This window comes from Amycolatopsis sp. FU40, from assembly GCF_021903635.1.
Classification (GTDB): Bacteria; Actinomycetota; Actinomycetes; order Mycobacteriales; family Pseudonocardiaceae; genus Amycolatopsis; species Amycolatopsis dendrobii.
Genome location: NZ_CP091381.1, coordinates 2,530,961 through 2,552,669 on the forward strand (window position 1 = coordinate 2,530,961; position 21,709 = coordinate 2,552,669).

General features: G+C 70.0%; 22 protein-coding genes. 5 read left to right on the top strand and 17 right to left on the bottom strand.

The window, feature by feature from the left end; all coding sequences use genetic code 11:
- The first annotated feature begins 197 nt into the window (after positions 1-197).
- Positions 198-1,592: a serine hydrolase gene (locus L3Q65_RS12560; RefSeq protein ID WP_237599717.1), complete on the top strand. Its 1,395-nt coding sequence runs from the start codon at positions 198-200 to the stop codon at positions 1,590-1,592.
- Between the two features lie 37 nt (positions 1,593-1,629).
- On the opposite strand, the gene L3Q65_RS12565 is transcribed toward L3Q65_RS12560, so the two are convergent.
- Complete coding sequence (locus L3Q65_RS12565) at positions 1,630-3,006, bottom strand: cell wall metabolism sensor histidine kinase WalK (protein ID WP_182889418.1); 1,377 nt, start codon at positions 3,004-3,006, stop codon at positions 1,630-1,632.
- Complete coding sequence (locus tag L3Q65_RS12570; protein WP_182889417.1) at positions 3,003-3,683, bottom strand: response regulator transcription factor; 681 nt, start codon at positions 3,681-3,683, stop codon at positions 3,003-3,005. Before L3Q65_RS12570 ends, L3Q65_RS12565 begins: the two co-directional genes overlap by 4 nt.
- A 214-nt stretch (positions 3,684-3,897) precedes the next feature.
- On the opposite strand from L3Q65_RS12570, the gene L3Q65_RS12575 reads away from it, so the two are divergent.
- Complete coding sequence (locus L3Q65_RS12575; protein WP_237599718.1) at positions 3,898-4,455, top strand: DUF4232 domain-containing protein; 558 nt, start codon at positions 3,898-3,900, stop codon at positions 4,453-4,455.
- A gap of 40 nt (positions 4,456-4,495) precedes the next feature.
- Here L3Q65_RS12575 and L3Q65_RS12580 read toward each other — a convergent pair whose 3' ends face one another.
- From L3Q65_RS12580 to L3Q65_RS12605, 6 genes are read right to left on the bottom strand one after another with little or no spacing between them, the layout of a single operon-like run.
- Positions 4,496-5,179: a class II aldolase/adducin family protein gene (locus L3Q65_RS12580; RefSeq protein ID WP_182889415.1), complete on the bottom strand. Its 684-nt coding sequence runs from the start codon at positions 5,177-5,179 to the stop codon at positions 4,496-4,498.
- A complete protein-coding gene (locus L3Q65_RS12585; protein WP_237599719.1) occupies positions 5,176-5,937 on the bottom strand; it encodes an SDR family NAD(P)-dependent oxidoreductase in 762 nt (253 codons plus the stop codon). The genes L3Q65_RS12580 and L3Q65_RS12585 overlap by 4 nt, the downstream gene beginning before the upstream one ends.
- Complete coding sequence (locus L3Q65_RS12590) at positions 5,934-6,218, bottom strand: acetone carboxylase subunit gamma (protein WP_182889413.1); 285 nt, start codon at positions 6,216-6,218, stop codon at positions 5,934-5,936. Before L3Q65_RS12590 ends, L3Q65_RS12585 begins: the two co-directional genes overlap by 4 nt.
- The gene (locus L3Q65_RS12595) at positions 6,215-8,188 is read right to left on the bottom strand and encodes a hydantoinase B/oxoprolinase family protein (protein WP_237599720.1); all 1,974 of its coding nucleotides are present in this window, start codon (positions 8,186-8,188) and stop codon (positions 6,215-6,217) included. Before L3Q65_RS12595 ends, L3Q65_RS12590 begins: the two co-directional genes overlap by 4 nt.
- On the bottom strand, positions 8,188-10,299 hold the full coding sequence (locus L3Q65_RS12600; protein WP_237599721.1) for a hydantoinase/oxoprolinase family protein: 2,112 nt from the start codon (positions 10,297-10,299) through the stop codon (positions 8,188-8,190). Before L3Q65_RS12600 ends, L3Q65_RS12595 begins: the two co-directional genes overlap by 1 nt.
- A gap of 24 nt (positions 10,300-10,323) precedes the next feature.
- Positions 10,324-11,805, bottom strand: a complete 1,482-nt coding sequence (locus L3Q65_RS12605; RefSeq protein ID WP_182889410.1) for an aldehyde dehydrogenase family protein — start codon at positions 11,803-11,805, stop codon at positions 10,324-10,326.
- Between the two features lie 183 nt (positions 11,806-11,988).
- On the opposite strand from L3Q65_RS12605, the gene L3Q65_RS12610 reads away from it, so the two are divergent.
- On the top strand, positions 11,989-12,780 hold the full coding sequence (locus tag L3Q65_RS12610) for an IclR family transcriptional regulator (RefSeq protein ID WP_182889409.1): 792 nt from the start codon (positions 11,989-11,991) through the stop codon (positions 12,778-12,780).
- Positions 12,781-12,825: 45 nt separating this feature from the next.
- Here the strand turns inward: L3Q65_RS12610 and L3Q65_RS12615 are convergent, their stop codons facing one another.
- From L3Q65_RS12615 to L3Q65_RS12630, 4 genes are read right to left on the bottom strand one after another with little or no spacing between them, the layout of a single operon-like run.
- Entirely contained in the window at positions 12,826-14,052 is a 1,227-nt protein-coding gene (locus L3Q65_RS12615; RefSeq protein ID WP_237599722.1) for an FAD-dependent oxidoreductase, read from the bottom strand.
- Positions 14,053-14,061: 9 nt separating this feature from the next.
- Complete coding sequence (locus L3Q65_RS12620; protein WP_182889407.1) at positions 14,062-14,664, bottom strand: maleylpyruvate isomerase family mycothiol-dependent enzyme; 603 nt, start codon at positions 14,662-14,664, stop codon at positions 14,062-14,064.
- Positions 14,664-15,494: a fumarylacetoacetate hydrolase family protein gene (locus tag L3Q65_RS12625; RefSeq protein ID WP_237599723.1), complete on the bottom strand. Its 831-nt coding sequence runs from the start codon at positions 15,492-15,494 to the stop codon at positions 14,664-14,666. The genes L3Q65_RS12620 and L3Q65_RS12625 overlap by 1 nt, the downstream gene beginning before the upstream one ends.
- Complete coding sequence (locus L3Q65_RS12630; protein ID WP_182889405.1) at positions 15,491-16,633, bottom strand: cupin domain-containing protein; 1,143 nt, start codon at positions 16,631-16,633, stop codon at positions 15,491-15,493. The genes L3Q65_RS12625 and L3Q65_RS12630 overlap by 4 nt, the downstream gene beginning before the upstream one ends.
- Before the next feature lie 65 nt (positions 16,634-16,698).
- Between L3Q65_RS12630 and L3Q65_RS12635 the strand changes: the two genes are divergently transcribed.
- Complete coding sequence (locus L3Q65_RS12635; protein ID WP_237599724.1) at positions 16,699-17,457, top strand: IclR family transcriptional regulator; 759 nt, start codon at positions 16,699-16,701, stop codon at positions 17,455-17,457.
- Here the strand turns inward: L3Q65_RS12635 and L3Q65_RS12640 are convergent.
- The 5 genes from L3Q65_RS12640 to L3Q65_RS12660 form a co-directional block, all read right to left on the bottom strand.
- A complete protein-coding gene (locus L3Q65_RS12640) occupies positions 17,454-17,711 on the bottom strand; it encodes a hypothetical protein (protein ID WP_237599725.1) in 258 nt (85 codons plus the stop codon). The two genes, L3Q65_RS12635 and L3Q65_RS12640, sit on opposite strands and share 4 nt — an antisense overlap.
- 106 nt (positions 17,712-17,817) lie before the next feature.
- On the bottom strand, positions 17,818-19,035 hold the full coding sequence (locus L3Q65_RS12645; protein ID WP_237599726.1) for an AI-2E family transporter: 1,218 nt from the start codon (positions 19,033-19,035) through the stop codon (positions 17,818-17,820).
- On the bottom strand, positions 19,032-20,462 hold the full coding sequence (locus tag L3Q65_RS12650; protein WP_237599727.1) for an MFS transporter: 1,431 nt from the start codon (positions 20,460-20,462) through the stop codon (positions 19,032-19,034). Before L3Q65_RS12650 ends, L3Q65_RS12645 begins: the two co-directional genes overlap by 4 nt.
- Positions 20,463-20,552: 90 nt before the next feature.
- A complete protein-coding gene (cpt, locus tag L3Q65_RS12655; protein ID WP_220506729.1) occupies positions 20,553-21,083 on the bottom strand; it encodes a chloramphenicol phosphotransferase CPT in 531 nt (176 codons plus the stop codon).
- 91 nt (positions 21,084-21,174) lie between these two features.
- The gene (locus L3Q65_RS12660) at positions 21,175-21,396 is read right to left on the bottom strand and encodes a DUF6480 family protein (protein ID WP_182889400.1); all 222 of its coding nucleotides are present in this window, start codon (positions 21,394-21,396) and stop codon (positions 21,175-21,177) included.
- Between the two features lie 118 nt (positions 21,397-21,514).
- Here L3Q65_RS12660 and L3Q65_RS12665 point away from each other — a divergent pair, with 118 nt between their 5' ends.
- On the top strand, positions 21,515-21,706 hold the full coding sequence (locus L3Q65_RS12665; RefSeq protein ID WP_043838616.1) for a DUF2795 domain-containing protein: 192 nt from the start codon (positions 21,515-21,517) through the stop codon (positions 21,704-21,706).
- The last annotated feature ends 3 nt before the right edge of the window (positions 21,707-21,709 follow it).

A 21,709-nucleotide genomic window follows, 5' to 3' on the forward strand; every position in this document is an offset into this window, starting at 1 on the left:
GCCGTGCTCTCACGCCGTCCCTTGACGGTAGGTCCCGCAGGCGCGGTCACGGTATGGACAGGAGTCGCGCGGCTGAGAGGGGCCGTTCGACAATGTTCGCATCCGGGTCCGCCGTCCTGAGACGAGTGACGATGGCCGGCACCGGACCGCGCCTGACAGCATCGGAGCATCGAGCACCTGCGGAGAGGGCATGACCGATGATCACCTCGAACGAACTCGCCGATCGTCTTTCGCGGCTGGCCGAGAAGTTCACCGTGACCGGCGCGTCGGCCGCGCTGTGGCACGACGGCACGCTCGTCCGGGCCGAGACCGGAACGGTCAACGCGGCGACCGGCGCTCCGGTGCTGCCGGACACGCTGTTCGCCGCCGGATCCGTCACGAAGACGCTCACCGCTTCCCTGGCGATGACCCTCGTGGACGAAGGGCGGCTCGACCTCGACACGCCCGTCGTGCGGTACCTGCCCGGCTTCACCGCAGCGAACCCCGCCCGCTCTGCGACGATCACCGTGCGGATGCTGCTCAACCACTCGTCCGGCCTGCCCGGCAACTACCTGCCGAACCTCGCCCCGGGCGACGACGTGCTCGAGCGATTGCTTCGAGAGCTCGCGGCGCTGGACGTCACGGGCGTCCCCGGCCGGCGGTTCTCTTACAGCAACATGGGAATGAGCACACTCGGCCGGCTGGCGGAGGTGCTCACCGGCGAACGCTTCGACGTCGCACTGAGCAAGCGCGTTCTCGAGCCGCTCGGCATGAACGCGAGCTCGGACGCCGAGGAACTGCTGCTCCGCTCAACCGCCGTCGGACATGTCGTCGACCCGGCGAGCGGGGCCGTCTCCCGGGTACCGCGCCTGCGCGTGTGGCCTGAGTACGGTCCCGCCGGCTCGCGCTTGTGGGTCGACGTCGAATCACTGATCCGCTTCGGTCGGATGCACCTCGACGGCAGGACACCCGGCGGACACCGGCTCCTGTCGAAGGCGGCCCTGGAACAGATGCGCACGCCCCAGTACGACGACTTTTGGGGCTGTCTCCGCGGATGCGCGAACTTCGGACTCGGCTGGGGCATCTTCCGGGAGGGCGACGACCCAGTTCTTACCCACTCCGGCGCCAACCTCGGCATGCATTCGACCCTTTACGTCATTCCCCGGCAGAATGTCGTGCTCGCGGTGCTTACCAACAGCACTACCGGAGCGATGCTGCATTCCACGCTGTGCGCTGAGCTGCTCGAAAAGTGCTTCGATGTTCCGGGACCGGCCGCCATCGACCCGCCGAAGGGGAGCGCGGAGGTCGAGATCGAACGGTTCACCGGGCTCTACCGTGCCCCGGACGGCGAGGTGTCGGTCGAGGCGCTCGGCGGACAGCTCCACGCCCGGCTGACACCCGACCCCGGGCTGGCGGAATGGGACCGCCTGATGGGCAGCGCCGCGGGCGGAGGGCAGGCCATGCCGCTCGCGTGCGTCGACAGTGCGCGGAGCCGATTCGTCATGGACGCCGGCGCTCCGGGGGGTCTGCTGGCGGTGCAGTTCTACGAACCGGGCCCGGACGGACGTCCCACCCTGGTGCGGCTGGGGACGCTCTACGAACGGAGACCGTGAGAGAGCCCGTGATGCCGAAACCGGGTCCCTGACCGCGTCACCCGTGCGCTTGCGGGAGTTCGACGACGAACCGCGCCCCGCCGCCCGGGCGGCCCTCCGCCCACACACGTCCCTCGTGGCGGTACACGTGGTCGGCGACGATCGCCAATCCCAGGCCGGTCCCCGAGCCGGGGTCCCGTCGTCCGGCGTGCACGCCGCGGGAGAACCGTTCGAAAATGCGTTCCCGGAGTTCGGCGGGCACCCCGTCGCCGGCGTCGTCGACTTCCAACCGGACGACGCCGTGGCACGCGTGCGCGGCCACGCGGACCGCGCCGCCGCCGTAGCGGGCCGCGTTGTCGAGCAGGTTCGCGAGGACGCGGTCGAGGCGGCGGCGGTCCGCTGCCACCAGCAAGGGTTCCGAAGGGAGTTCCAGGGCCGGGCGCGGGGCGGGGCTGCTCGCGACGCCGCTGCGGACGAGCGAGCCCAGATCGACCAGTTCGCGTTCCTCGCCGTTGTCGGCTTGGTCGACGGCCGAGATCTCCAGCAGGTCGAGCACCATGCCGCGGAACCGGTGGAGTTCGGCCAGCAAGAGCTGCAACGCCTTCTGCGCGGGCGCGGGCATGGCGTCGCGACGGCGTTCGAGGACTTCCGCGACGGTCGTCATCGTGGTGAGCGGCGAGCGCAGTTCGTGACTGACGTCGGCGGCGAAACGCGCGTCACGGCGGACGCGTCGTTCCAGGGCATCGGCGGTGGCGTTGAACGTCGCGGCGAGGGGAGCGAGGTCGGGTCCGGCTTGTTCGGGCAGTCGCGCGCGCATGTCGCCGCGGGCGATCCGGGCTGCGGTTTCGGTGAACGCGGCCAGCGGACGGAGCGCGCGCCGGGCCGCCCACGCGCCGAGGACGACGCCGAACAGCCCGCACGTCACGGTGCCCGCGACGAGGATCATGCGCAGCTTGCGGAAGGTCCGTTCGAGGCCGAGCAGCGGATGGAGTTCGACGTAATAGCCCTTCGACTTGGCGAGTTGCTGCGCGACCACGAGGACCGGGACCCCGTCGGCGGTGAACCGGTCGTGCGCGGGCGCGCCGGGGCGGGTGCGGGAGAGCAGGCCGGGCGGGAGGTCCGCGGGGCCGATCGGGCGTCCGGCGGTGTGCCAGCCGCCGGGAAGCGACACGAGGATCGTCGAATTCGGTCCGGACGTGAGGCCGGACAGCAGTTCGCCGAGACCGTCGGTCCGGTCGCGGACCTCGTTCTCGACCAGCCGCGCGTTGATCCGGGCATGCCGGTCGGCGCTCTGCTGGCGCTGGTTGAGCAGGTAGTCGGTGGCGAGGTGCCAGGTCGCCGCCGACAGCACGCTGACCACCACCAGCAGGCCGAGCCCGAACGCGGCGGAAACCCGGAAGCGCAAGGAAAGGCGGGACACGGAAGCGGCGCTCACGGGCGGGGCTCGGCGCGGTAGCCGATGCCCCGGACGGTGAGCACGAGACGCGGACAATCGGGATTAGGCTCGACTTTGCGGCGCAATCGCCGGATGTGGACATCGAGCAGGCGCGTGCCGCCGAAGTAGTCGCGTCCCCAGATCCGGTGCAGCAACTGCTCCCGGGTGACGACCTCGCCCTCGGCGGCGGCCAATTCGGCCAGGAGACGGAATTCGGTACGGGTAAGGCGAATGGGGACGCCTTCGCGCGAGACCGTCTCGTCGTGCGTGCTCAGCAACAGGTCGCCGACCTGGAGACAGCATCGGCGGACCGGCGCCGCGCGGCGCAACAGCGCGCGGATGCGGGCCGCCAGTTCGCCGGCGACCAGCGGCTTGGTCACGTAGTCGTCGGCACCGGCTTCCAGACCGGCGATGACGTCCTGGCTGTCGGCCCGTGCGGTGATGACGATGACCGGCAGCTCGCCGCGCACGCGCAACTCGTGGCAGACGGCGAGCCCGTCCATGCCCGGCAGCATCAGGTCGAGCAGGACGACGTCCACGCTCACCGATCCCAGCATCGCCAACGCGTCTTCGCCGCACGCGGCCTGCAGCACCGTGCAGCCCTGGTCAGCCAGCGCGAGGGAAAGCGCTTCGCTGATCAGGGCGTCGTCCTCGACCAGCAAGACTCGGACCGTCATCGAGCCGCCCCTCCGCCGCGGAACCTGCCCTAGAAATTGTTCCCTATCGCGGCAAGTCCGCGGCGGGTGCGGATTCCGGCGCGCATCTGGTCGGACAATGGGGTTTCCGGCGGAATGGACCGGTACCGGCGGCCGGCCGCCGACGCGCCGATGACGCAAAGCCCTGCCGCACAGGGTCCTTGGCCTCTCGGGCCGCGGGCAGCGGCTTGCCAGGATGAGAAGCATCGACGGAATCTCGGACGACGGGAGAACGACAGTGATCTCGGCCCGGTACCTCATGATCGGCGGCGTCGCGGCCGCACTCGCCGGCACCGCCTGGGTTCCCCAGCCGGCTGCCCGGGCAACCGCGCCATGCCGGACCAGTGGACTGGATGTCGCGCTGGGCCAAGGAGAAGGGGCGGCCGGGCATTACTACGTGCCGATCGTCTTCACCAACTTCGGCGGCGACGCCTGCGCGCTGCGCGGGTATCCGGGCGTTTCCTACGTCGTGGACCGGCGTCAGGTGGGCGATGCCGCGAAACGGGAACCCGGCCCGGTGCCTGCCTTGACACTGGCGCCCGGCCAGTCGGCCGCGGCGTGGCTCGACCAGGTCAACGTCGATGTCTACGATCCGGCAAGCTGCGCGCCCACTCCCGTCGACGGGCTGCGGGTGTATCCGCCGGACAACACCAAGCCGGTGTTCTTGGCCGAGCCCAACGCTCGCGCGTGCGCGAAGCACATGCCGGACCAGCATCCGCTCGTTGTCCGCGCCGTGCAGGACGGCAACGGCTGAAGGTGCGCTGCCCACGCATCCGGACAGCGCACCCGTCGCCTCAAGGCAGCTGCCGCACCAAGTAGTCCCACACCGCCCGCACCGCGCGCGGGTGATAGATGTGCTCGCGCTTCGCGTGCGATTCCTCCGGCGGCGACCAAGCAGGCCACCCGCCGAACGACTGCGTCAGCAACTGCTGCTCGCACGCCCGCTCCAGCACCACCGCGGCTACGGTCGCGCTTTCCACCGAATCGCCGACGGCGACGATCCCGTGATTCACCAGGAACACTGCCCGGGCATCGCCGAGTTCCGCCGCCAGGGACTTGCCCAATTCCGGCGTCAGGATCAAATCGGCGGTCTCGGTGTAGCGCGGCACCTCGGGCGGCACGAACAGGTTCGCGGCGTGGCTCACCGGCCGCAGCTCCTGTCCCGTCGCGGCGAGGGCGACGGCGTGCGGGGCATGGGTGTGCACCACCGCGTTGACGTCCGGCCGTGCGGCGATGACCTCGGTGTGGATCGGGTATTCGCTGTGCCGCGGCCCGGTTCCGGAGACGACCTCGCCGTCCGCGTCGACCAGGTGGACCCGCTCCGGCGTTACCTCCTCCATGCCCCATTCCGCCGACTTGATCCACACGCCCCGCCCGTCGGCGTCACGGCACGAGACGTGGCCCCAGATGAGATCGCCTTGTCCGGCGGCGGCCAGGATCCGGGACGACAGCGCGACGAGCTCCTGGTGCGTGCTCATCGGTGCACCAGCCCGCCGTTGACGCTGAGGGTCTGGCCGGTCAGGTAGCCCGCGTCGTCGCTGAGCAGGAACGCGGCCAGTCCGGTCATGTCGTCGGCCCCGGCCGGGCGGTGCAGCGATTGGGCTCGCAGCATGGCCTCGCGTTGTTCCGGCGTCACGGTTTCCCGCGCGACTTCGGTGTAGACCGGCCCCGGCGACAGCGTGTTGACCCGGATGCCGAACTCGCCGAGTTCCCGCGCCATCGAGAACGTCATGCCGTGCACGCCGCCCTTGCTGGCCACGTAATGCAGGTAGCCGGGGCGGCCGAGCTGCACCGCGTCGGAGCCGATGTTGACGACACTGGCCGACGGCGAAGCCTGCAGCAGCGGCAGCAGCGCCGACACGAGCAGCCACGGACCGCGGAGGTTGACCGCCATCAGGCGATCCCATTCCTCGTCGGTGATCTCCCAGAACGGTTTCATCTTGATGGTGGAGAAGATCGCGGCGTTGTTGACCAGGCCGTCGACCCGGCCGTGCGCCTCGGTCAATGCCGCGGCGAACTCGGCGCAGCTGGTGCGGCTGGAGACGTCGAGTGCGTACGCGCTGGCTTTGCCAGGGCCGTCGAAAGACGCGGCGGTGGCTTGGACGCCTTCGAGGTTGAGGTCGGCGAGCACCACGGTCGCGCCTTCGGAAACCAGGCGGCGGGCGTAAGCCGCGCCGATGCCTTGGGCCGCGCCGGTCACGACGACGACCTTTCCGGCGAGTCCGTTGAGAGTCATGTGAGGCTCCAGCTTCGGTAGGAGGGTTCGCCGTCCGGGACGATCTCGGTGGCCAGCAAAGTCAGGCAGCCGGGGCAGAATGCCTGGCGCAACAGGACTTCCCGGTCGACGAACGCGGCCGGGTCGGCGTGGACGCCCGGTCCGGCTTCGGTCGAGGGGCGTTCGTGGCGCAGCGCGTGCGCCATCGGTTCGGCGGTGGTGTCTCCGATCCGGGCCGCGCAGTGGCGGCAGACGACCGCGCCGGTGGCTTCGTCCACGCGGAGGTTGAGGTCGAGGTTCACTGGTGCGCTCCTTCCGGCGGCGTGAGCCCGGCGCGCTGGTACCGCAGCCGCTCGCGTTGTGCCGCGGTGGCAGCGCGGTCCGGTTCGCCGTCAGCCAGCACGACGCCGTAAACGTCGAGCGCAGCGAGAGCGGACACCTTGCCGTCGCGGACATCGGCGGCGACGCGGTCGGGTTCGCGGTGCAGCGGATCGCCGATTCCGCCGCCGCCCTGCCAATGGGTGAAGTAGACGTCCGCTTCGGCGAGGTCGGTTTCCAGGTGCGGCGGGAGGGTGTCCGCGCGGCCGCGCAGGTCGTCGATCGTCTGCGGGATCCGGCCGCTTGCGAGCTGGTCGCGCACGGTGGTGTCGCGGACGAGGACGTCCCATTGCGTGGCCGCGGGATAGCCGCCCGAGATGCCGGGAGCCTGCGGCACCGCCTTGCCGTTCGCGGAGACGACGAGATGCACGCTGCGCGTGGGGGAGTCGTAGGGAATGAAGCAGCTCGACGCTCCGACGCCGCCGCGCCACCGGCCCGGTCCGCCGGAATCGACCTCCTCGCGCCGCCACAGGTAGAGCATCGGGAAGCTGAACTCGTTGATCTCGATGTCGGCGATGCGGCCCATCGGAATGCAGTTCTCGCCGCCGGTGTCGACGCCGTCGCCGTCCACCTTCGCGCCGAGGCCGCCGGACATCGCGTCGCACAGCATCGTGGCGAAACCGCCGCCGCGCTGGTCCACGCCGGCCAGCAAGGTGAGGTCCCAGGTGCCGCAGCAGACGCTCATCGCCGACCGGCTCAGTTCGGCGTGCGTGCTCAGCATCTGCGCGACGGTTTCGGAGACCGCGTTCTGCGTGGACCAGGCCGAGTTGACCGACGCCTTCCCGATGCCCGCCGGGAAGGTGCAGTTGTTGATCGTCCCGGGTTCGCTGACGATCTCGACGCACCGGTAGATCCCGCCGGGCGACCAGGAGATGTCCGGGCACAGCATGGTCAGCAGGATCGGCAGGATGCCGCCGCGCAATCCGGCGAGGGTGCAGTTGATGATCCCGTCGACCTGGGGGTCGGTGCCGGTGAAATCGAAGGTGAGCGTGTCGTCCTGTTTGGACATCGCCACCACGATCTTGTGGATGTCCCGGTCGCCCGCCCGCGCCCCGTCCTGGTGCGCGACCGCCGACCACGTTCCGTCCGGCAGCGCGCGGAGTTTCGTGCGCAGCTGGGATTCCGCGTCGCCCATCATCTTCTTCATCACCGCCTTGACGGTGTCCGGGCCGTACTTGTCGATGAGCGCGGTGAGCCGGTCCTGTGCGACGTTGTTCGCGCCGATCTTGGCGCGCAGGTCCAGTCCGACGAGCCGCGGCACGCGGGACCGCCGCAGGTACATGTCCTCCATGTCCGAGCGCAGCCGACCGCCTTCGACGATCTTCACCGGCGGGATCGGCAGCGCCTCCCAGAAGACGTCGTGTCCCTCGACCGACCAACTGCCCGGCGACACGCCGCCGAGGTCGACCTGGTGCGCGACCGCGCCGGTCCAGCAGAACAGCTGACCGTCGTAGAACAACGGCGCGAGGACGGTGACGTCGTTCTGGTGCAGACCGCCGCCGATCCACGGGTCATTGAGCAGGAACTGGTCGCCCGGCGCGATTCCCGGGTTCTCGGCGCGGTGCTCCAGCGTCCAGCGCACCGCCATGTCCAAAGCGGACCCGAGCTGCATGTTGTACAGCCCGACCTGGACGGTTTCGCCGGTCTCGTCCATGATGCCCGCGCCGAAGTCGTTGCAGTCGGTCACGACGACCGAACCGGACATGCGCTTGATCGCGTCGCCCATGTCGTCGGTGATGGCGACCAGCCGGTGCCGGACCACCTCGTAGGTGAGCGCGTCCACGGCGCCGGAGCTGACGCGGTGCAGTTTCAGGTCGCCGAACCGGGCGGCCGGGTCGAGGGGAGCGCCGGACTGGACGAATCGCTCGGATCCGGCGACGGGGATGACAGCCATCAGGAGTGTTCCTTCCGTTCGGGGAAACGGATCACGAGGTTGCCGAGACGGTCCACAGTGGCCTGCGTGCCCGGCGGCAGGGCGACGGTGGTGGTCGGCGCTTCGACTACTGCCGGGCCTTCGATCTCGTGGCCCGCGCCGAGTGCGCGGTAGTCGTAGATCGCGGCCGGTTGCCGTCCGGTGCGCACGTCGAGCAGGACCTCCCGCTCGCCGCTCGTGGCGGGTTCGCCGGACAGGGTGCGGTGTTCGGGCAGTTCCGGCTGGATCTGCAGGATCCCGGTCGCGCGGACGCGGTAGGTGATCAGCTGCAGTCCGGCGTCGGGGAAGCCGGATCCCTTGCCGTACAACGCTTCGTAGCTCGCTTCGAAGTCCTGGCCGAGCTGCTCCACCGACTCGGCGGTCAGGTCGCCGCCGGGTACCGGGGTCGCGACCTCCGCGAGCTGCATCGTGTAGCGGATGTCGGCTTCGCGTTCGTAGCTGATCGCGGAGAAGGTCAGGCCTTGTTCGGCCAACCGGCGTTCCAGTTCCCGTTCCAGGCCGGTGAACACCTCGTTCGCGGTCTCCGCCGCGACCGGCATCGCGACCGGCTGCGACTGTTCGGCGGTCAGCACGATGTCCGAGGCGGCCAGGCCGTAGGCGGAGAAGACCGCTGCCGTGGACCCGAGCGGGACCACGACCTCCTTGACACCGAGGTCGGCCGAGTAGCTCGCGCAGTGCATCGGGCCCGCGCCGCCGAACGCGTAGAGCGTGAAGTCTCGCGGGTCTTGGCCGGAGTTCACCACGACCTTGCGGACGAGGTCGGCGGTCTGGGCGTTCTGGATCGCGTAGATCGCCGCCGCGGCGTCCTCGACGGACATGCCGAGCGGGGTCGCGACCACCTTGTCGATGGCGTCCCGCGACAGCTGGACGTCCAGTTTCTTGCGCCCGCCCAGGAAGTTGTCCGGGTTGATGATGCCGAGGACGAGATCCGCGTCGGTGACCGTCGGCTCCCAGCCGCCCTCGCCGTAACAGGCCGGGCCCGGGCGGGCGCCCGCGCTGCGCGGCCCGACGCGGAGGTTGCCGCCCAGGTCGACCCAGGCGATCGCGCCGCCGCCGGCCCCGATCGTGTGCACGTCGACCATGGGCGTGCTGATCGTGTACTGGTTGAGGATCGTGCTGGTGGTGGTCACCGGTTTGCCGTCGACGACCAGCCCGACCAGGAACGTCGTGCCGCCCATGTCGGTCGAGATCACCTTGTCGTGGCCCAGTGACGCGGCCATTCGCGTGCAGCCGACGACGCCGCCGGTGAGCACCGAACCGATGGTGGTGATCGCGTGCGCCGGAGCGTCCGCAGCGGTGACGCAGCCGCCGGAACCCTGCATCACCAGCAGTGCGCCGGTGAGCCCGCGTTCCCGCAGTTCGGCTTCGAGCGGCCGCAGATAGCTGCCCAGCCGCGGGCCGACCTGGGTGTTCATGATCGTCGTGACGTTGCGCGGGTACTCCCGGATGCGCGGGCTGACCTCGCTGGACAGCGCCACGTACACCTCCGGTGCTTCCTCCCGCACGATCGCGCGCACCCGCTGCTCGTGCGCCGGATTGCGGAACGACCACAGCAACGACACCGCGATAGCTTCGGCACCGTCGGCGAGCAGGTCGCGCACTGCGGTCCGGACGCCGTCTTCGTCGAGCGGGACGACGACGCGGCCCTGGTAGTCCACGCGTTCGTCGATCTCGCGGATCCGGTGCCGGGGCACCAACGACGCGGGTTTCGCGGTCCGCGCCATGTGCTGGATGTCGTCGCTGCCCAGACCGGCGTAGCGGCCTTCGAGGTTCATGATGCTGATCGAGTCCGCATGGCCTCGGGTGGTGAGGAAGCCGACCTGCGCGACGTCCCCGGTCACGAGCGCGTTGAGCGTCGAGGTGGTGCCGTGCACGAGATAGTCGGTGTTGGCGAGCAGTTCGCGGACCGGGATGCCGAGTTCCGCGGCGAGTTCGTCGATCGCGGTGAGGAAGCCGGTCGCGAAATCCGGGGGAGTGGACGGGGTTTTGGCCGCGGCGAGCCGGTTGTGCTGGTCGGCGACGAACGCGTCGGTGAACGTTCCGCCGGTGTCGATGCCGATGACGTACGCCATGAGGGCCCCTTTGCCTTCGGATCGTCAGAACATGACGTTGATGGATTTGGTTTCGGTGTAGCTGAGCAGTTCCTCGAGGCTTTCCTCGCGGCCGACGCCGGAGCCCTTGACGCCGCCGAAGGGCACGTTGGGGAAATGCCGGGACGAGCCGTTGATCCAGACGAACCCGGCCTCGAACGCGCGGGCGACGCGGTGCGCGCGGGTGACGTCGGAGGTCCAGACGCTCGCGGTCAGCCCGTAGTCGACGCTGTTGGCGATGCGGACCGCTTCCGGCTCGTCGGCGAACGGGATGACCGACAGCAGCGGCCCGAACACCTCCTCGCGGGCGATCCGCATGTCCGGGCGCACGCCGGTGAACACCGTCGGGGCCACGAACAAGCCGTGGCCGACGCCAGCCGGACGACCGCCGCCGGTCGCGATCCGGGCGCCCTCGGAGACCGCGATGTCGATGTAGGACAACGACTTCTCGTACTGCGCCTGGTTGATCATCGTGCCCTGTTCGGTCCGCTCGTCGAACGGATCGCCGATCCGGCGCGCCTCGATCGACTCGACGACGCGGGCGACGAGCGCGTCGTGGACGTCCTGGTGCACGAGCAGCCGCGAGTTCGATCCGCAGGACTGCCCGGACCAGGTGAAGTTCATGCCGAACACCGCTCCGGCGGCCGCGGCTTCGAGGTCCGCGTCGGGGAACACCACCATCGCGTTCTTGCCGCCGAGTTCGAGGCTGACGTCCTTGACGCCGCTCTCGGCCGCGGCGCGCTGGATGGCGCGTCCGGTCGGTTCGGACCCGATGAACCCGATCCGCCGCACGTGGCGGTGCCGAACCAGCGCGTCCGGCACCGCCGGTCCGTCGCCGACGATCACCGACAGCACACCGGGCGGGAAGATGTCCTTCGCCAGTTCGGCCAGGCGCAGCGCGGACAGCGGCGCGGCCTCCGGCGGCTTCAGGATCGTCGGATTGCCCGCGACCAGCGGCGCGGCGACCTTGCCCGCGAACATCAGCGGATGGTTGTAGGGCACGATCCGCGCCACCACGCCGACCGGTTCGCGCGTGGTCACGTGCAGCGCGGTGCTGGCGGGCACCGTGGTGCCTTTGAGTTCCAGCGCTTGCCCGGCGAACATGCGCAGCTGCGCCACCGTCACGCCGACGTCGACGCGCGAGTTCGAGATCGGCGAGCCGGCGTCCACGGTGTCGAGCAGGGCCAGTTCTTCGCCGTGGCTCTCGATCGCGTCAGCCAGTTCCGCGACCAGCTTCGCCCGCTCGACGGGCAGGGTGTCCCGCCAGACCGCCCTCGCGTCGTTCGCGGCGCGCACTGCCTCGTCGACGTCGTCGGGTCCGGCGTCGGGAACCTCGGCGATCACCGTGCCGGTGTAAGGCGACACCCGGGAGAAGGCGGCGCCGGACCGCGCCGGGACGAGTTTGCCGTCGATGAGCAGGCGCCACTCGCGGTCGAGAAGTTCGGCGACCCGGGTCGGGATTTCCGGGCCGGAATGTGCTTCGAGCATCGTCGCTCCTGCGCTTCCTGAGTCCCGCGGGGACCTGGAGCCCCGCGTGCCGTCGGCTCATGCTAACCCCGCGACCCGGCTCGAAGTCTAGCTTGCAGACTCCAATTCTGTGCTCAAGAAACTTTGCCAACTCTTGTCCTGGAAACAGCCCGCGAACACCCTGGTCCAGATACCATGTCTGCTATGCAGACATCCGCTGCCGAAGCCGGTCCCGCGCGGCCCGCTCCCCAGTACCCGATCGAATCCGTGGACCGTGCGCTGCGGCTGCTGCGGATGTTCAGCGCCACGAGGGAGCTTCGGCTGTCCGACGCCCGGGACGCGCTGGGCGTGGGCCAGTCGACCGCGCACCGGCTGATGGCGATGCTCGTCCACCACGGGTTCGTCGACCAGGACCCGGCCAGCCGCGTCTACCGCGCCGGGCCCGCGCTGGTCGAGATCGGACTGTCCGTGGTGAACCAGATGGACCTGCGCGCGGTCGCGCGGCCGGTGCTGCAATGGCTGTCCGAAACCACCGGCGAAACCGTGCACCTCGGTTCCCTGGAAGGCAACCAGGTGCGCTTCCTGGACGTGATCGAGAGCGACCGGGCGCTGCGGGTGTCCGGCCGCGTCGGCCGCACCCTTCCCGCGCACGCGACGAGCCTGGGCAAGGCGATGCTCGCCCGCCTGCCCGACGACCAGATCGCGCAACGCTACCCGGACGAGGTCCTCGGCCAGGTCACCACGAAGACCATGACGAGCCGCAGCACGCTGCTGGCGGAGATCGAACGCATCCGGCGGCGGGGTTACGCGCTCAACGCGGGCGAAAGCGAGGACGGCGTCAGCTCGATCGGCTGCGCGGTCGCCCGGCCCGACGGTCCGCTGCTGGGCGGGCTGAGCGTCGCCGCGCCGACCGGCCGGATGACGAAAGCCCAGCGGGACGACCACGCGGTCGCGCTGGTGGAGGGCTGCCGGCGGCTTGCGGAGAAACTGGTCTGATCAAGAAAACCGGCGGTGAACGGGTTGTTCACCGCCGGTTTCGGGTTATCGGGTGGCAGTCAGATCGTCCGCTGTGGACAGCGGGACCGGCTCGAACATCGCCGGTTCGTCCTCCGGGAACAAGGCCGTCGGACCGTACAGCCAGTCGGTGAACGAATAGTCCTCCGTCGCACGGGCGCGCAGCAGGGTGTTGCGTTGCTCGCGCTCGACACCGCCCAGATGCCACAGGTTTCCCCAGGACCGGGCGGTCAGCACGACTCGGCGGCAGTGTTCCGTGCGGACCGCCTCGTACGCGGCGAGCGCCCTGTCCCAATCTCCCCATCGTTTCCGGTGTTCGGCCAGGACCCAACCGTCCTCGATGGCCATGATCGCGCCCTGCGCCAGATACTGCAGCGGCGGGTGCGCGGCGTCGCCGAGCAGGGCGAGGCGGCCGTCGACCCACGTGGAGATCGGGTCGCGGTCGTACATCCGCCACCACTTGTCCCGCCACATCCGCGGGATCCCGGCCTGCACCTCTTCGCAGGTCGCGGCGAAGGCGGTGTCCAATTCGTCCGGCGTGCCCCAGTCGTCCAGGCCGGCCACGGCCTTCGGCGACTCGAAAACGGCTACCTGATTGAGCAGATCGCCACCGCGGAGTCCATAGTGGACAAAGTGGCACCGCGGGCCGACATAAACCACGACCTCGGACAGATCGACCGGACGGCCGACCTCGGCGATCGGCACGGTGCCGCGGTAGGCGACGTAGGCCGACGAGACCGGCTGGTCGTTCGCGAAATGCTTCCGGGCGACCGAGTGCAGGCCGTCGGCGGCGATCACGACCGGCGCGGTGTGCACGGTGCCGTCGTCGGTCACCGCGGTCGCGGGGTCCGGTGTGTACGACACGATCCGTTGCTCGGTGCGGAGTTCGACGCCCGCGTCGCGGCAGGCGCCGAGGAACAGCCGGTGCAGGTCGCTGCGGTGGATGACCAGGTACGGGAAACCGTAGCGCCGTTCGAGGTCGCGCAGGTCGAGCGCGGTGAGGTCGCGGCCGTCGACGGCGTCGCGCATGACCATCCGGTCCGGGACGACGCCGCGCGCCTTCGCGCTGTCCAGCAGGCCGTAGGCGTCGAGGATCCGGGTGCAGTTGGGTGCGAGCTGGATGCCGGCCCCGACCTCGCCGAATTCCTTCGCCTGCTCCAGGACCCGGACCCGCAGGCCGAGCCGGGACAGCGCGAACGCGGTGCTCAGCCCGCCGATCCCGCCGCCGACGACGAGCACGTCAGGGGTGTCCATGGGATCTCCTCACAGCCAGGGGCCGAGGTCGGGGACCCCGGTCAGCGAATGCGGCCGTCCGGCCAGGTACGCCGCGACGTCGGGCAGCGGACCGTCCGGCAGCGTGCCGAGACCGCGTTTGGCCCGGATTTCGGCGACGAGCGCGGACAGGAACCCTTCCGGCAGGTCAGCGAACGACAGTCCGGTGCCGAGGTCGACCGCGTGCACGCACACCTCGCGCGCCCGCAGCCACGGGATCTCGGTGGCGGCAACCGTCCGGCCCTGCGCGGTGACCACCTCGGCCCGCCACTGCTCCGGAGCCAGCGCGGCCATCGCGGAGTCCAGCGAGCCCGCCGAATCCCGCAGCCGCGAGGTGAGCTCGGCTTCGGACAGCTGCGAGCCCGCTTCGATATCGGCGTTCCGCTGATCCGGCGACGCGTACATCGGGGTGCGTTCGCCGGTCCGCGCCCAGTGCACGAGGTTGCCGAGGGCGTCCGCGTTCGCCGCGACGTGCGCCGCGAGGTGCTTGCGGGTCCAGCCGGGCAGCGCGCTCGGTCCGGACAGTTCTTTCGCGTGGGTCAGGAAAAGCTCGGTCCCGAACGAGACCCAGTTCCGTGCGTCGCCGGGCGCCATCAGGATTCCTTCACGATCTGGTTCACGCACGCACCGATCCCGGCCACCTCGGTGACCACGGTTTCGCCGCCGGTCAGGTAGACCTTCGGATCGCGGGCGTGGCCGACCCCGGCGGGCGTGCCGGTCGCGATCAGGTCGCCGGGGTTGAGCTGGACGATCGTGGAGATGTACTGCACCAGGTACACCGGGTCGAACAGCAGCGTGCCGGTGTCATCCTGCTGCATGACGCGACCGTCCACAGTGGTCTTCACCTCGAGCGCGGGCCGGACGCCGCCGACCTCGTCCGGCGTGACGACATACGGGCCGACCGGGGTCGAGGACTGCCAGATCTTGCCCTGAGTCCACTCGATGGTGCGGAACTGCCAGTCGCGGACCGAGACGTCGTTCATGACGGTGAACCCGGCGATCGCCGCAACAGCCTCGTCCTCGCTGGCCCGCCGGACGGGCTTGCCGACCACGACGACGAGTTCGACCTCCCAGTCGAGCGCGTCGGTCTCGGCCGGCTTCACGATCGGGTCGGCCGGGCCGGTCAGGGTGTCCGCGAACTTCGGGAACAGCGTTGGGTGCGAAGGCAGCTCGCGGCCCATTTCCTTGATGTGGTTGGTGTAGTTGTGCCCGACGCAGACCACTTTGGACGGACGGGGCACGACCGGGGCGAGGTCCGCGCCCTCGGCGGGCCAGGTCTGGCCGGCCGCCTCGGCGGCGCGCGCTTCCCAGCCGTCCTGGGCGAAGAGCGCGCCGAGGTCGGGGGAGCCGAGGTCGACCAGGACATCGCCGTCGAGGCGGACGGCGCGCGTGCCGCCGTCGACGCGGAGGGTGGCGAGCTTCATCGGAGGGTCTCCTGACGGTCGAGGTGGAGCGCCTCGAACACGGGCGCGTCCGAGAAACGGAACAGGTCAAGGGCACCGGAGTCGGAATCCGCGGCACCGGACTCCGACTTCACGGAGAACGGCTGCCACGACGGGACGACGAACAGGTCCCCGCGCGAAACCGCCCACGACGTGTCGCCGACGGTCACCGTGCCGGAGCCGTCGAACACCTGGCAGACCGACGAGCCGGTCTCGCGCACCGGTGCGGTCTCGGTGCCCCGGGCCACGCGGTGGAACTCGGCGCGGATGGTCGGCAGCACGTCGGAACCGTTGTGCGGATTGGAGAACCGGACGGCCGCGTGACCCGGCTCGACCGTCCCGCCGTACCCTTCTTTCTCCAGTTGCAGCTGGTCGCGGAGGGCGGCGTCGGTGTGCTCCCACTTGTACGCCAGCAACGGCGAACCCGGCGCGACAGTGCCGACGGACAGCGGCCGCAGACCCGGATGCGCCCACAGCCGTTCCGAACGGGACCGCTCGGGCGTGATCCGCTCGTCGGCGCTGAGCTGTTCGCGGCCGAACTCGAAGAACTGCGCGTCGATGCCGTACTGGAACGGGATGTCGAGGCCGTCGAGCCAGGCCATCGGCTCGCGGGTGGCGTTGTGGTGCGCGTGCCAGTTCCAGCCCGCCTGCGGCAGAAAATCGCCGCGGCGCATCGCGACCGCGTCGCCGCCGACGACCGTCCACACGCCCGAGCCTTCGACGACGAACCGGAACGCGTTCTGCGTGTGCCGGTGCTCGGGCGCGTCCTCGCCGGGCATCAGGTACTGGATCGCCGCCCACAGCGTCGGGGTCGCGAACGGACGGCCGCCGAGCCCGGGGTTGGCGAGCGCGATGGCCCGTCGTTCCCCGCCGCGCCCGACCGGCACGATCTCGCCCGCCTGCTCGGCGAGCCGGAGCAGGTTCGCCCACTGCCATCGGTGCGCCGACGCGCGCGAGCGCGGATGCGCGGGCATCAGGTCCCCGATCTCCGTCCACAACGGAACGAGCAGCTCCTGTTCGAAGCCGCGGTAAAGGTTCCGCAGGGCGGGCGTGACCGCGGGCTGGCCCGGAGCGTCGACCGCGGCGAGCTGAACGGGAGTTCGCGCTGGAGTGCTGGTCATGGGGTTATGGTGGGCGCGTCCCGGTCTGCGGAAAACGGGATTCTGGTGTGCGGAAAGGCAGCCCGATGGAGAAACGGTTCAAGGCCCCGCCGCCGTACGCGGTGGCCAGCGTCGACAACGCCCTGCGGATCGCGGCGATGCTGCAGCTCGAAGGCCCGTTGACGGTCTCCGAGGTGGCCGAGCGGATCGGCGTCGCGCCCTCGACCGCGCACCGGCTGCTCGCGATGCTCGTCTACCGCGACTTCGCCGTTCAGGACGCCAACCGCGCCTACCGGGTCGGTCCGGTGCTGGAGCTCGCCGCGCATTCGCAGTCGGCCGCGTCGAAGCTGCGCGCGGCGGCGCTTCCGCACCTGCGGCGGCTGGTGGACCTGCTGGACGAGTCGGTGAACCTGACCGTCCGGACCGGGGACACCGCCCGGTTCATCGCGAGCGTCGAATGCTCGCAGGCATTGCGGGTAGGTTCACGCGAAGGGATGGTTTTCCCGGCGCATCAGACGACGGCCGGCCTGCTGCTGCTCGCCGAACTGCCACCGGAACAGGTGGCGGAACTGTACGCAGCCGACAAGCCCGGGGAGCGGCCGGATCCGGCGGAATTGCGGGCTGAGCTGGCTCGGGTGCGGCGCAGCGGTTTCGCGCTCAACCAGGGCCGGTCGGAACGGGGAGTGGCCGCCGTCGGCGTGCCGGTGCACGGAGCGGACGGGGTGGTCGTCGCCGGGTTGTCGGTGTCGATGCCGAGTGTGCGCTACCGGAAAGACCAGCTGCCGACACTAGTGGCGTCGCTGCGCGCGACCGCGGCCGCGCTTGAGGCGGACCTGCGCGGTTAACGCCGGTCTTCTCCGGCAAGTGCCGCTGCGAAAGCCGCGTGCACACTGAGGAATTGCTGCACCGGCAGTTCCGCCGCGACCCCGGGATGCTGCGGGGCCAGCCGTTTCGCCGCCCAATCGCCCCACCGCACGTGTGCTTCCTCGACGCTCAGGTGAGCCGCTTCGGCAGCATGGCGCGCGTTCACGCCGTCCAGGATCGCTTGGTGCATCAACGCGGGAGTCGAGCGTTGTTCCCACGCGCGCAAGGATGCCATCGAGGAAAGCCTGTGCAGCGTCGCGGAAACCGTCGGCGGTGCCGGCCGGGGTAGCGGAAACCCGCGTTCGAGCGGTCCCCTTCGCGGTGCTGCGCCATCGGCGTTGTCAGTGATCAAGCTCGTCATCAGAGTCCCTCCGACGTGCGGTTACCCGCCTCCGCACGGCCGAAACCCTTGATCGTCCGGCGGTGCGGGCGTTGGCGGGCAGCAGTGGGTCGATGTCGACCGGATCCAGCCGCGGGTCGCGCAGCAACGACCCGAACGCGGCTTTCGCGACGGCCAGGATCGGCACCGCGAGCAGGGCCCCGACGATCCCGGCGACCTCCAGGCCGAGCGCGATGCCCAGCACCACGGCCAGCGGATGCAGCCGGACCGCGCGGCCGAGCAGGAACGGCTGCAGCACATGGCTTTCCAGCTGCATCACCGCGACGACGACCGCGAGCACGATGCCCGCCGCGACGAATCCGTTGGCGACCAGTGCGATCAGCACGGCGACCGCGCCGGTCACCACTGCGCCGAGGATCGGCACGAACGCGCCGATGAAGATCAGCGCCGCCAGCGGCACCGCGAGCGGGACCCCGACCAGCCAGATGCCGAGTCCGATGCAGACCGCGTCCACACAGGCCACCGCGACGGTCGCGCGCACGTAGCTGACCAGCGAGGCGAATCCGCGGCGCCCGGCGACGTCGATCTCGTCGCGGGAGGAGGCGGGCACGATCCGCAGCAGGAAGCGCCAGACCTGATTGCCGCTGTACAAAAAGAAAACGAGCACGAACAACGTCAGCAGCATCTCGGTCAGCACGCCGCCGACGGTCGCCGCGGTGGAGAGCACCCGCGAGGTGAGTTCGGCGGTGTTGCCCTGGATCGTGTTGACCGCCTTGTCGAGGAGCTGCTGCACCTGCGGCAGGTGCAGCGGTCCGTGCTGCAGCCAGTTGTTGATGCGCGCGAGGCTCGCTCCGACCTGGCTGCCCAGCTGCGGAAGGCTCGCGGTGACCGTGGTGATCACCAGCGCGAGAACCCCGCCGAGGACGGCAAGCCCGACGACGATCGCGATGAGCGTCGCCAGCGCGCGGGGCACGTGCCAGCGCACCAGCCGCTCGACCAGCGGCGCGAACAACGCCGACAGGAGCAGGGCGATCCCGATCGGGACAGTGACCTGCGCGAGATAGCCGAGCGTCCACGCGACGACCCCGAGCATCGTCAGGACGACCAGGAACCGCCAGCTCGCTGCCGCCGCGACCCGAAGCGACCACGGCACCGCGTCGGCAGCGTCCCGGCGTCGCTGGCGGTTCTCTCCCGCGATCTTGCGGCCCGGGGCGGTCATCCGGTCGCTGCCTTGGCCGACAACGGTTTGGCCACCGATTCGAGCGAACGCCGCTCAGCCCGGATCCCCAGCACCGCCTCGGCCAGGCCGCCAGCGATCATCATGCCCGCGCCCAGGTAGTAGCCGAAGGCCACGTTCGCCACGACGCCGCTTTCGACCAGGCTGCCGAACAGCACCGGCCCGATGATCCCGCCGAGCCCGGTGCCGACGGAGTAGAAGATCGCGATCGCCAGCGCGCGCACCTCCAGCGGGAAGATCTCCGACACCGTGAGATACGCCGAGCTGGCACCGGCCGAAGCCAGGAAAAACACCGCGCACCAGGCGATCGTCAGGGTGAGCGCGGACAGCACGCCGGCTTGGAACAGCAGCCCCGTCCCGACGAGCAGCACGCCTGAGCCGAGGTAGCTGGTGATGATCATCGGACGGCGGCCGATCGAGTCGAAAAACCGCGCGAGAACCAGCGGCCCGACGAAACTGCCCGCTGCGAGCGGTACCAGGTAGAGCCCGACGGATCCGCTGGAAACGCCGAAGAACCGGCTCAGCACCAGACCCTGGGTGAAGTAGACGGCGTTGTACAGGAACGCCTGCCCGACGAAGAGGGCGAGCCCGAGCAGCGTCCGTCTCGGGTAGCTGCGCACGAGGGTCACCGCGACTTCGGTCAGGCTGGTGCGCGTGCGTTCCTCGACCTCGATGGTGTCGTCGACCGGTTCGAGCTGTTCCCCGGTCGCTTCGCGGACGTGCTCTTCGATCCCGGTGACCACTCGGTCCGCTTCTTCGGCTCGGCCGTGCGTGAACAACCAGCGCGGACTTTCCGGGACGGTGCGGCGGACGATCAGGATGAACAGGCCGAGCACCGCGCCCAGCCCGAACGCCAGCCGCCAGCCCAGCCACGCCGGGATCAAGCCGACGTCGAGCAGAACCAGGCTGAGCGCCGCACCGCCGGCCGCGCCGAACCAGTACGAGCCGTTGACCGCGAGACTGACCGTCGCGCGCCAACGGGCAGGCACGAGCTCGTCGATCGCGGAGTTGATCGCCGCGTACTCGCCGCCGATGCCCGCGCCGGTGAGGAACCGCATGACGAAAAACCACCATGGGGCAAAGGAAAACGCGGTCAGGACGGTGGCGAGCAGGTAGAGCGCGAGGGTCAGCAGGAACAGGCGTTTCCGGCCCCAGCGGTCGGTCAGGTAACCGAAGAACAGCGAACCGCAGACCGCGCCGGTGACGTAGCACGAGGTCGCGAGCCCGACCTGGGTTTCGGACAGGACCAGCCCGCTGCCCGGTTCGGTCAGCCGATCCGACAGGGCGCTGACGATGGTCACCTCGAGCCCGTCGAGGATCCATACCGTGCCCAGCCCGACGAGCATCAGCCAATGCCACGAAGACCAGGGCAGCCGATCCATCCGCGCCGGCACATCGGTTCGCACCACGTCGATCACCTCGTGGCGCGAATTCCCGGCGGAGATCACTCGCAAACGGCTCGGTCGGTCGCGCTCGCCGGAAGTTCGCCGGGTCACCGATCAGCTGACGTGTGCGGCGATGGTCCGCGCACACTCCAACGATTCGGTACGCGTGGTGTCCACCTCCAGGTCATAGACCATGCCCCGGTGGACCACCTCCGCCTGGGCCGCCGCCATGCCGACGACCCGGTCGCCTCGTGCGATCTCGCGGCCCGCGGCAACCGCGCTGTCGCAGCGGACGCCGACCCACAGCACCCGCAGGTCGCCAAGGGCCTTCTGCCATCGCTTCCGCGAGTCCGTTCCGCCGAGGAAGACCTCGTCGACGATGACCCGGGCACCCGCGCGGGCCATCGCGGCGACCCCCTCGATCCATGCCGCTTCCAGCGTCCGGAACTCCGGCCCGACGCTCACCTGTCCGTCCGGAGCGAATTCGATCCCGGCGTTCGACGCCCGCACGGACGCGGGCATCGCCTCAACGAAGGTATCCGTCCCGAAGGCCAGCCACGGATCAGGCAGGAGTGCCTGCAGACACCGGACGATCCCGGACTTCCCCGAACTGGAACCACCGTTGAGAAGGATCACCTGCGTCATCACCACGCCACGGTAAAGCCACCGCGGCACCGCTCGAAACGGATTTCCGCGAACGCCGCGCCGCTTGCCTGAGGCCTGCGAACCTTGCTCGTCAGAACCAGTCGACGGCGCGGAGCACGAAGAACGCGGCCACCCCGAGCACGATGATCGCGACCACGACGAGCCAGAGAACAGGCAGTTTGCGCGACGGCATCGGTTGCGGATGCGAGAGTCCCGAAGTCTGCCCGGCGTCGGGCGGGGTGTCGCCGGGCGGCACGGAACCGCCGGGTTCGAGACCCGGCGCGTCGTCCGGTTCGGGCCCGGGTGCGGTCATGTCCGGTCTCCTCGTCGTCGGTGCGGTCACTGGCGGTATTTCCGCCTCAGACGGGGATAAACCTGGGCGCTTTGCCGCGCGGGCGTTTGTTCCCGATCGGCAGGGGTAGGCGGACGCCATGGCTGACATCAACCCCATCCAGTTGCAGAAGGACCTCGCCGGCGTCGACTACCCGGCCAACCGGGACGACCTGGTCTCCGCCGCCGAGCGCAACGGCGCGGATTCCGGCACGCTCGACGTGCTGCGCGGCCTGCCCGACCGCACGTACGACGGACCGAGCGGCGTCAGCAAAGAAGCCGCACAGAAGTAAGTA

What these genes read in the sequence shown, in the direction of transcription:
- L3Q65_RS12665 (WP_043838616.1), top strand. Translation starts at nt 21,515, where the DNA reads ATGGCTGACATCAACCCCATCCAGTTGCAGAAGGACCTCGCCGGCGTC.
- L3Q65_RS12570 (WP_182889417.1), bottom strand. Translation starts at nt 3,683, where the DNA reads ATGACGGTCCGAGTCTTGCTGGTCGAGGACGACGCCCTGATCAGCGAA.
- L3Q65_RS12615 (WP_237599722.1), bottom strand. Translation starts at nt 14,052, where the DNA reads ATGGACACCCCTGACGTGCTCGTCGTCGGCGGCGGGATCGGCGGGCTG.
- L3Q65_RS12660 (WP_182889400.1), bottom strand. Translation starts at nt 21,396, where the DNA reads ATGACCGCACCCGGGCCCGAACCGGACGACGCGCCGGGTCTCGAACCC.
- L3Q65_RS12620 (WP_182889407.1), bottom strand. Translation starts at nt 14,664, where the DNA reads ATGGCGCCCGGCGACGCACGGAACTGGGTCTCGTTCGGGACCGAGCTT.
- L3Q65_RS12640 (WP_237599725.1), bottom strand. Translation starts at nt 17,711, where the DNA reads ATGGCATCCTTGCGCGCGTGGGAACAACGCTCGACTCCCGCGTTGATG.
- L3Q65_RS12610 (WP_182889409.1), top strand. Translation starts at nt 11,989, where the DNA reads ATGCAGACATCCGCTGCCGAAGCCGGTCCCGCGCGGCCCGCTCCCCAG.
- L3Q65_RS12585 (WP_237599719.1), bottom strand. Translation starts at nt 5,937, where the DNA reads ATGACTCTCAACGGACTCGCCGGAAAGGTCGTCGTCGTGACCGGCGCG.
- L3Q65_RS12560 (WP_237599717.1), top strand. Translation starts at nt 198, where the DNA reads ATGATCACCTCGAACGAACTCGCCGATCGTCTTTCGCGGCTGGCCGAG.
- L3Q65_RS12595 (WP_237599720.1), bottom strand. Translation starts at nt 8,188, where the DNA reads ATGGCTGTCATCCCCGTCGCCGGATCCGAGCGATTCGTCCAGTCCGGC.
- cpt (WP_220506729.1), bottom strand. Translation starts at nt 21,083, where the DNA reads ATGACGCAGGTGATCCTTCTCAACGGTGGTTCCAGTTCGGGGAAGTCC.
- L3Q65_RS12605 (WP_182889410.1), bottom strand. Translation starts at nt 11,805, where the DNA reads ATGCTCGAAGCACATTCCGGCCCGGAAATCCCGACCCGGGTCGCCGAA.
- L3Q65_RS12625 (WP_237599723.1), bottom strand. Translation starts at nt 15,494, where the DNA reads ATGAAGCTCGCCACCCTCCGCGTCGACGGCGGCACGCGCGCCGTCCGC.
- L3Q65_RS12575 (WP_237599718.1), top strand. Translation starts at nt 3,898, where the DNA reads ATGAGAAGCATCGACGGAATCTCGGACGACGGGAGAACGACAGTGATC.
- L3Q65_RS12645 (WP_237599726.1), bottom strand. Translation starts at nt 19,035, where the DNA reads ATGACCGCCCCGGGCCGCAAGATCGCGGGAGAGAACCGCCAGCGACGC.
- L3Q65_RS12580 (WP_182889415.1), bottom strand. Translation starts at nt 5,179, where the DNA reads ATGAGCACGCACCAGGAGCTCGTCGCGCTGTCGTCCCGGATCCTGGCC.
- L3Q65_RS12600 (WP_237599721.1), bottom strand. Translation starts at nt 10,299, where the DNA reads ATGGCGTACGTCATCGGCATCGACACCGGCGGAACGTTCACCGACGCG.
- L3Q65_RS12630 (WP_182889405.1), bottom strand. Translation starts at nt 16,633, where the DNA reads ATGACCAGCACTCCAGCGCGAACTCCCGTTCAGCTCGCCGCGGTCGAC.
- L3Q65_RS12635 (WP_237599724.1), top strand. Translation starts at nt 16,699, where the DNA reads ATGGAGAAACGGTTCAAGGCCCCGCCGCCGTACGCGGTGGCCAGCGTC.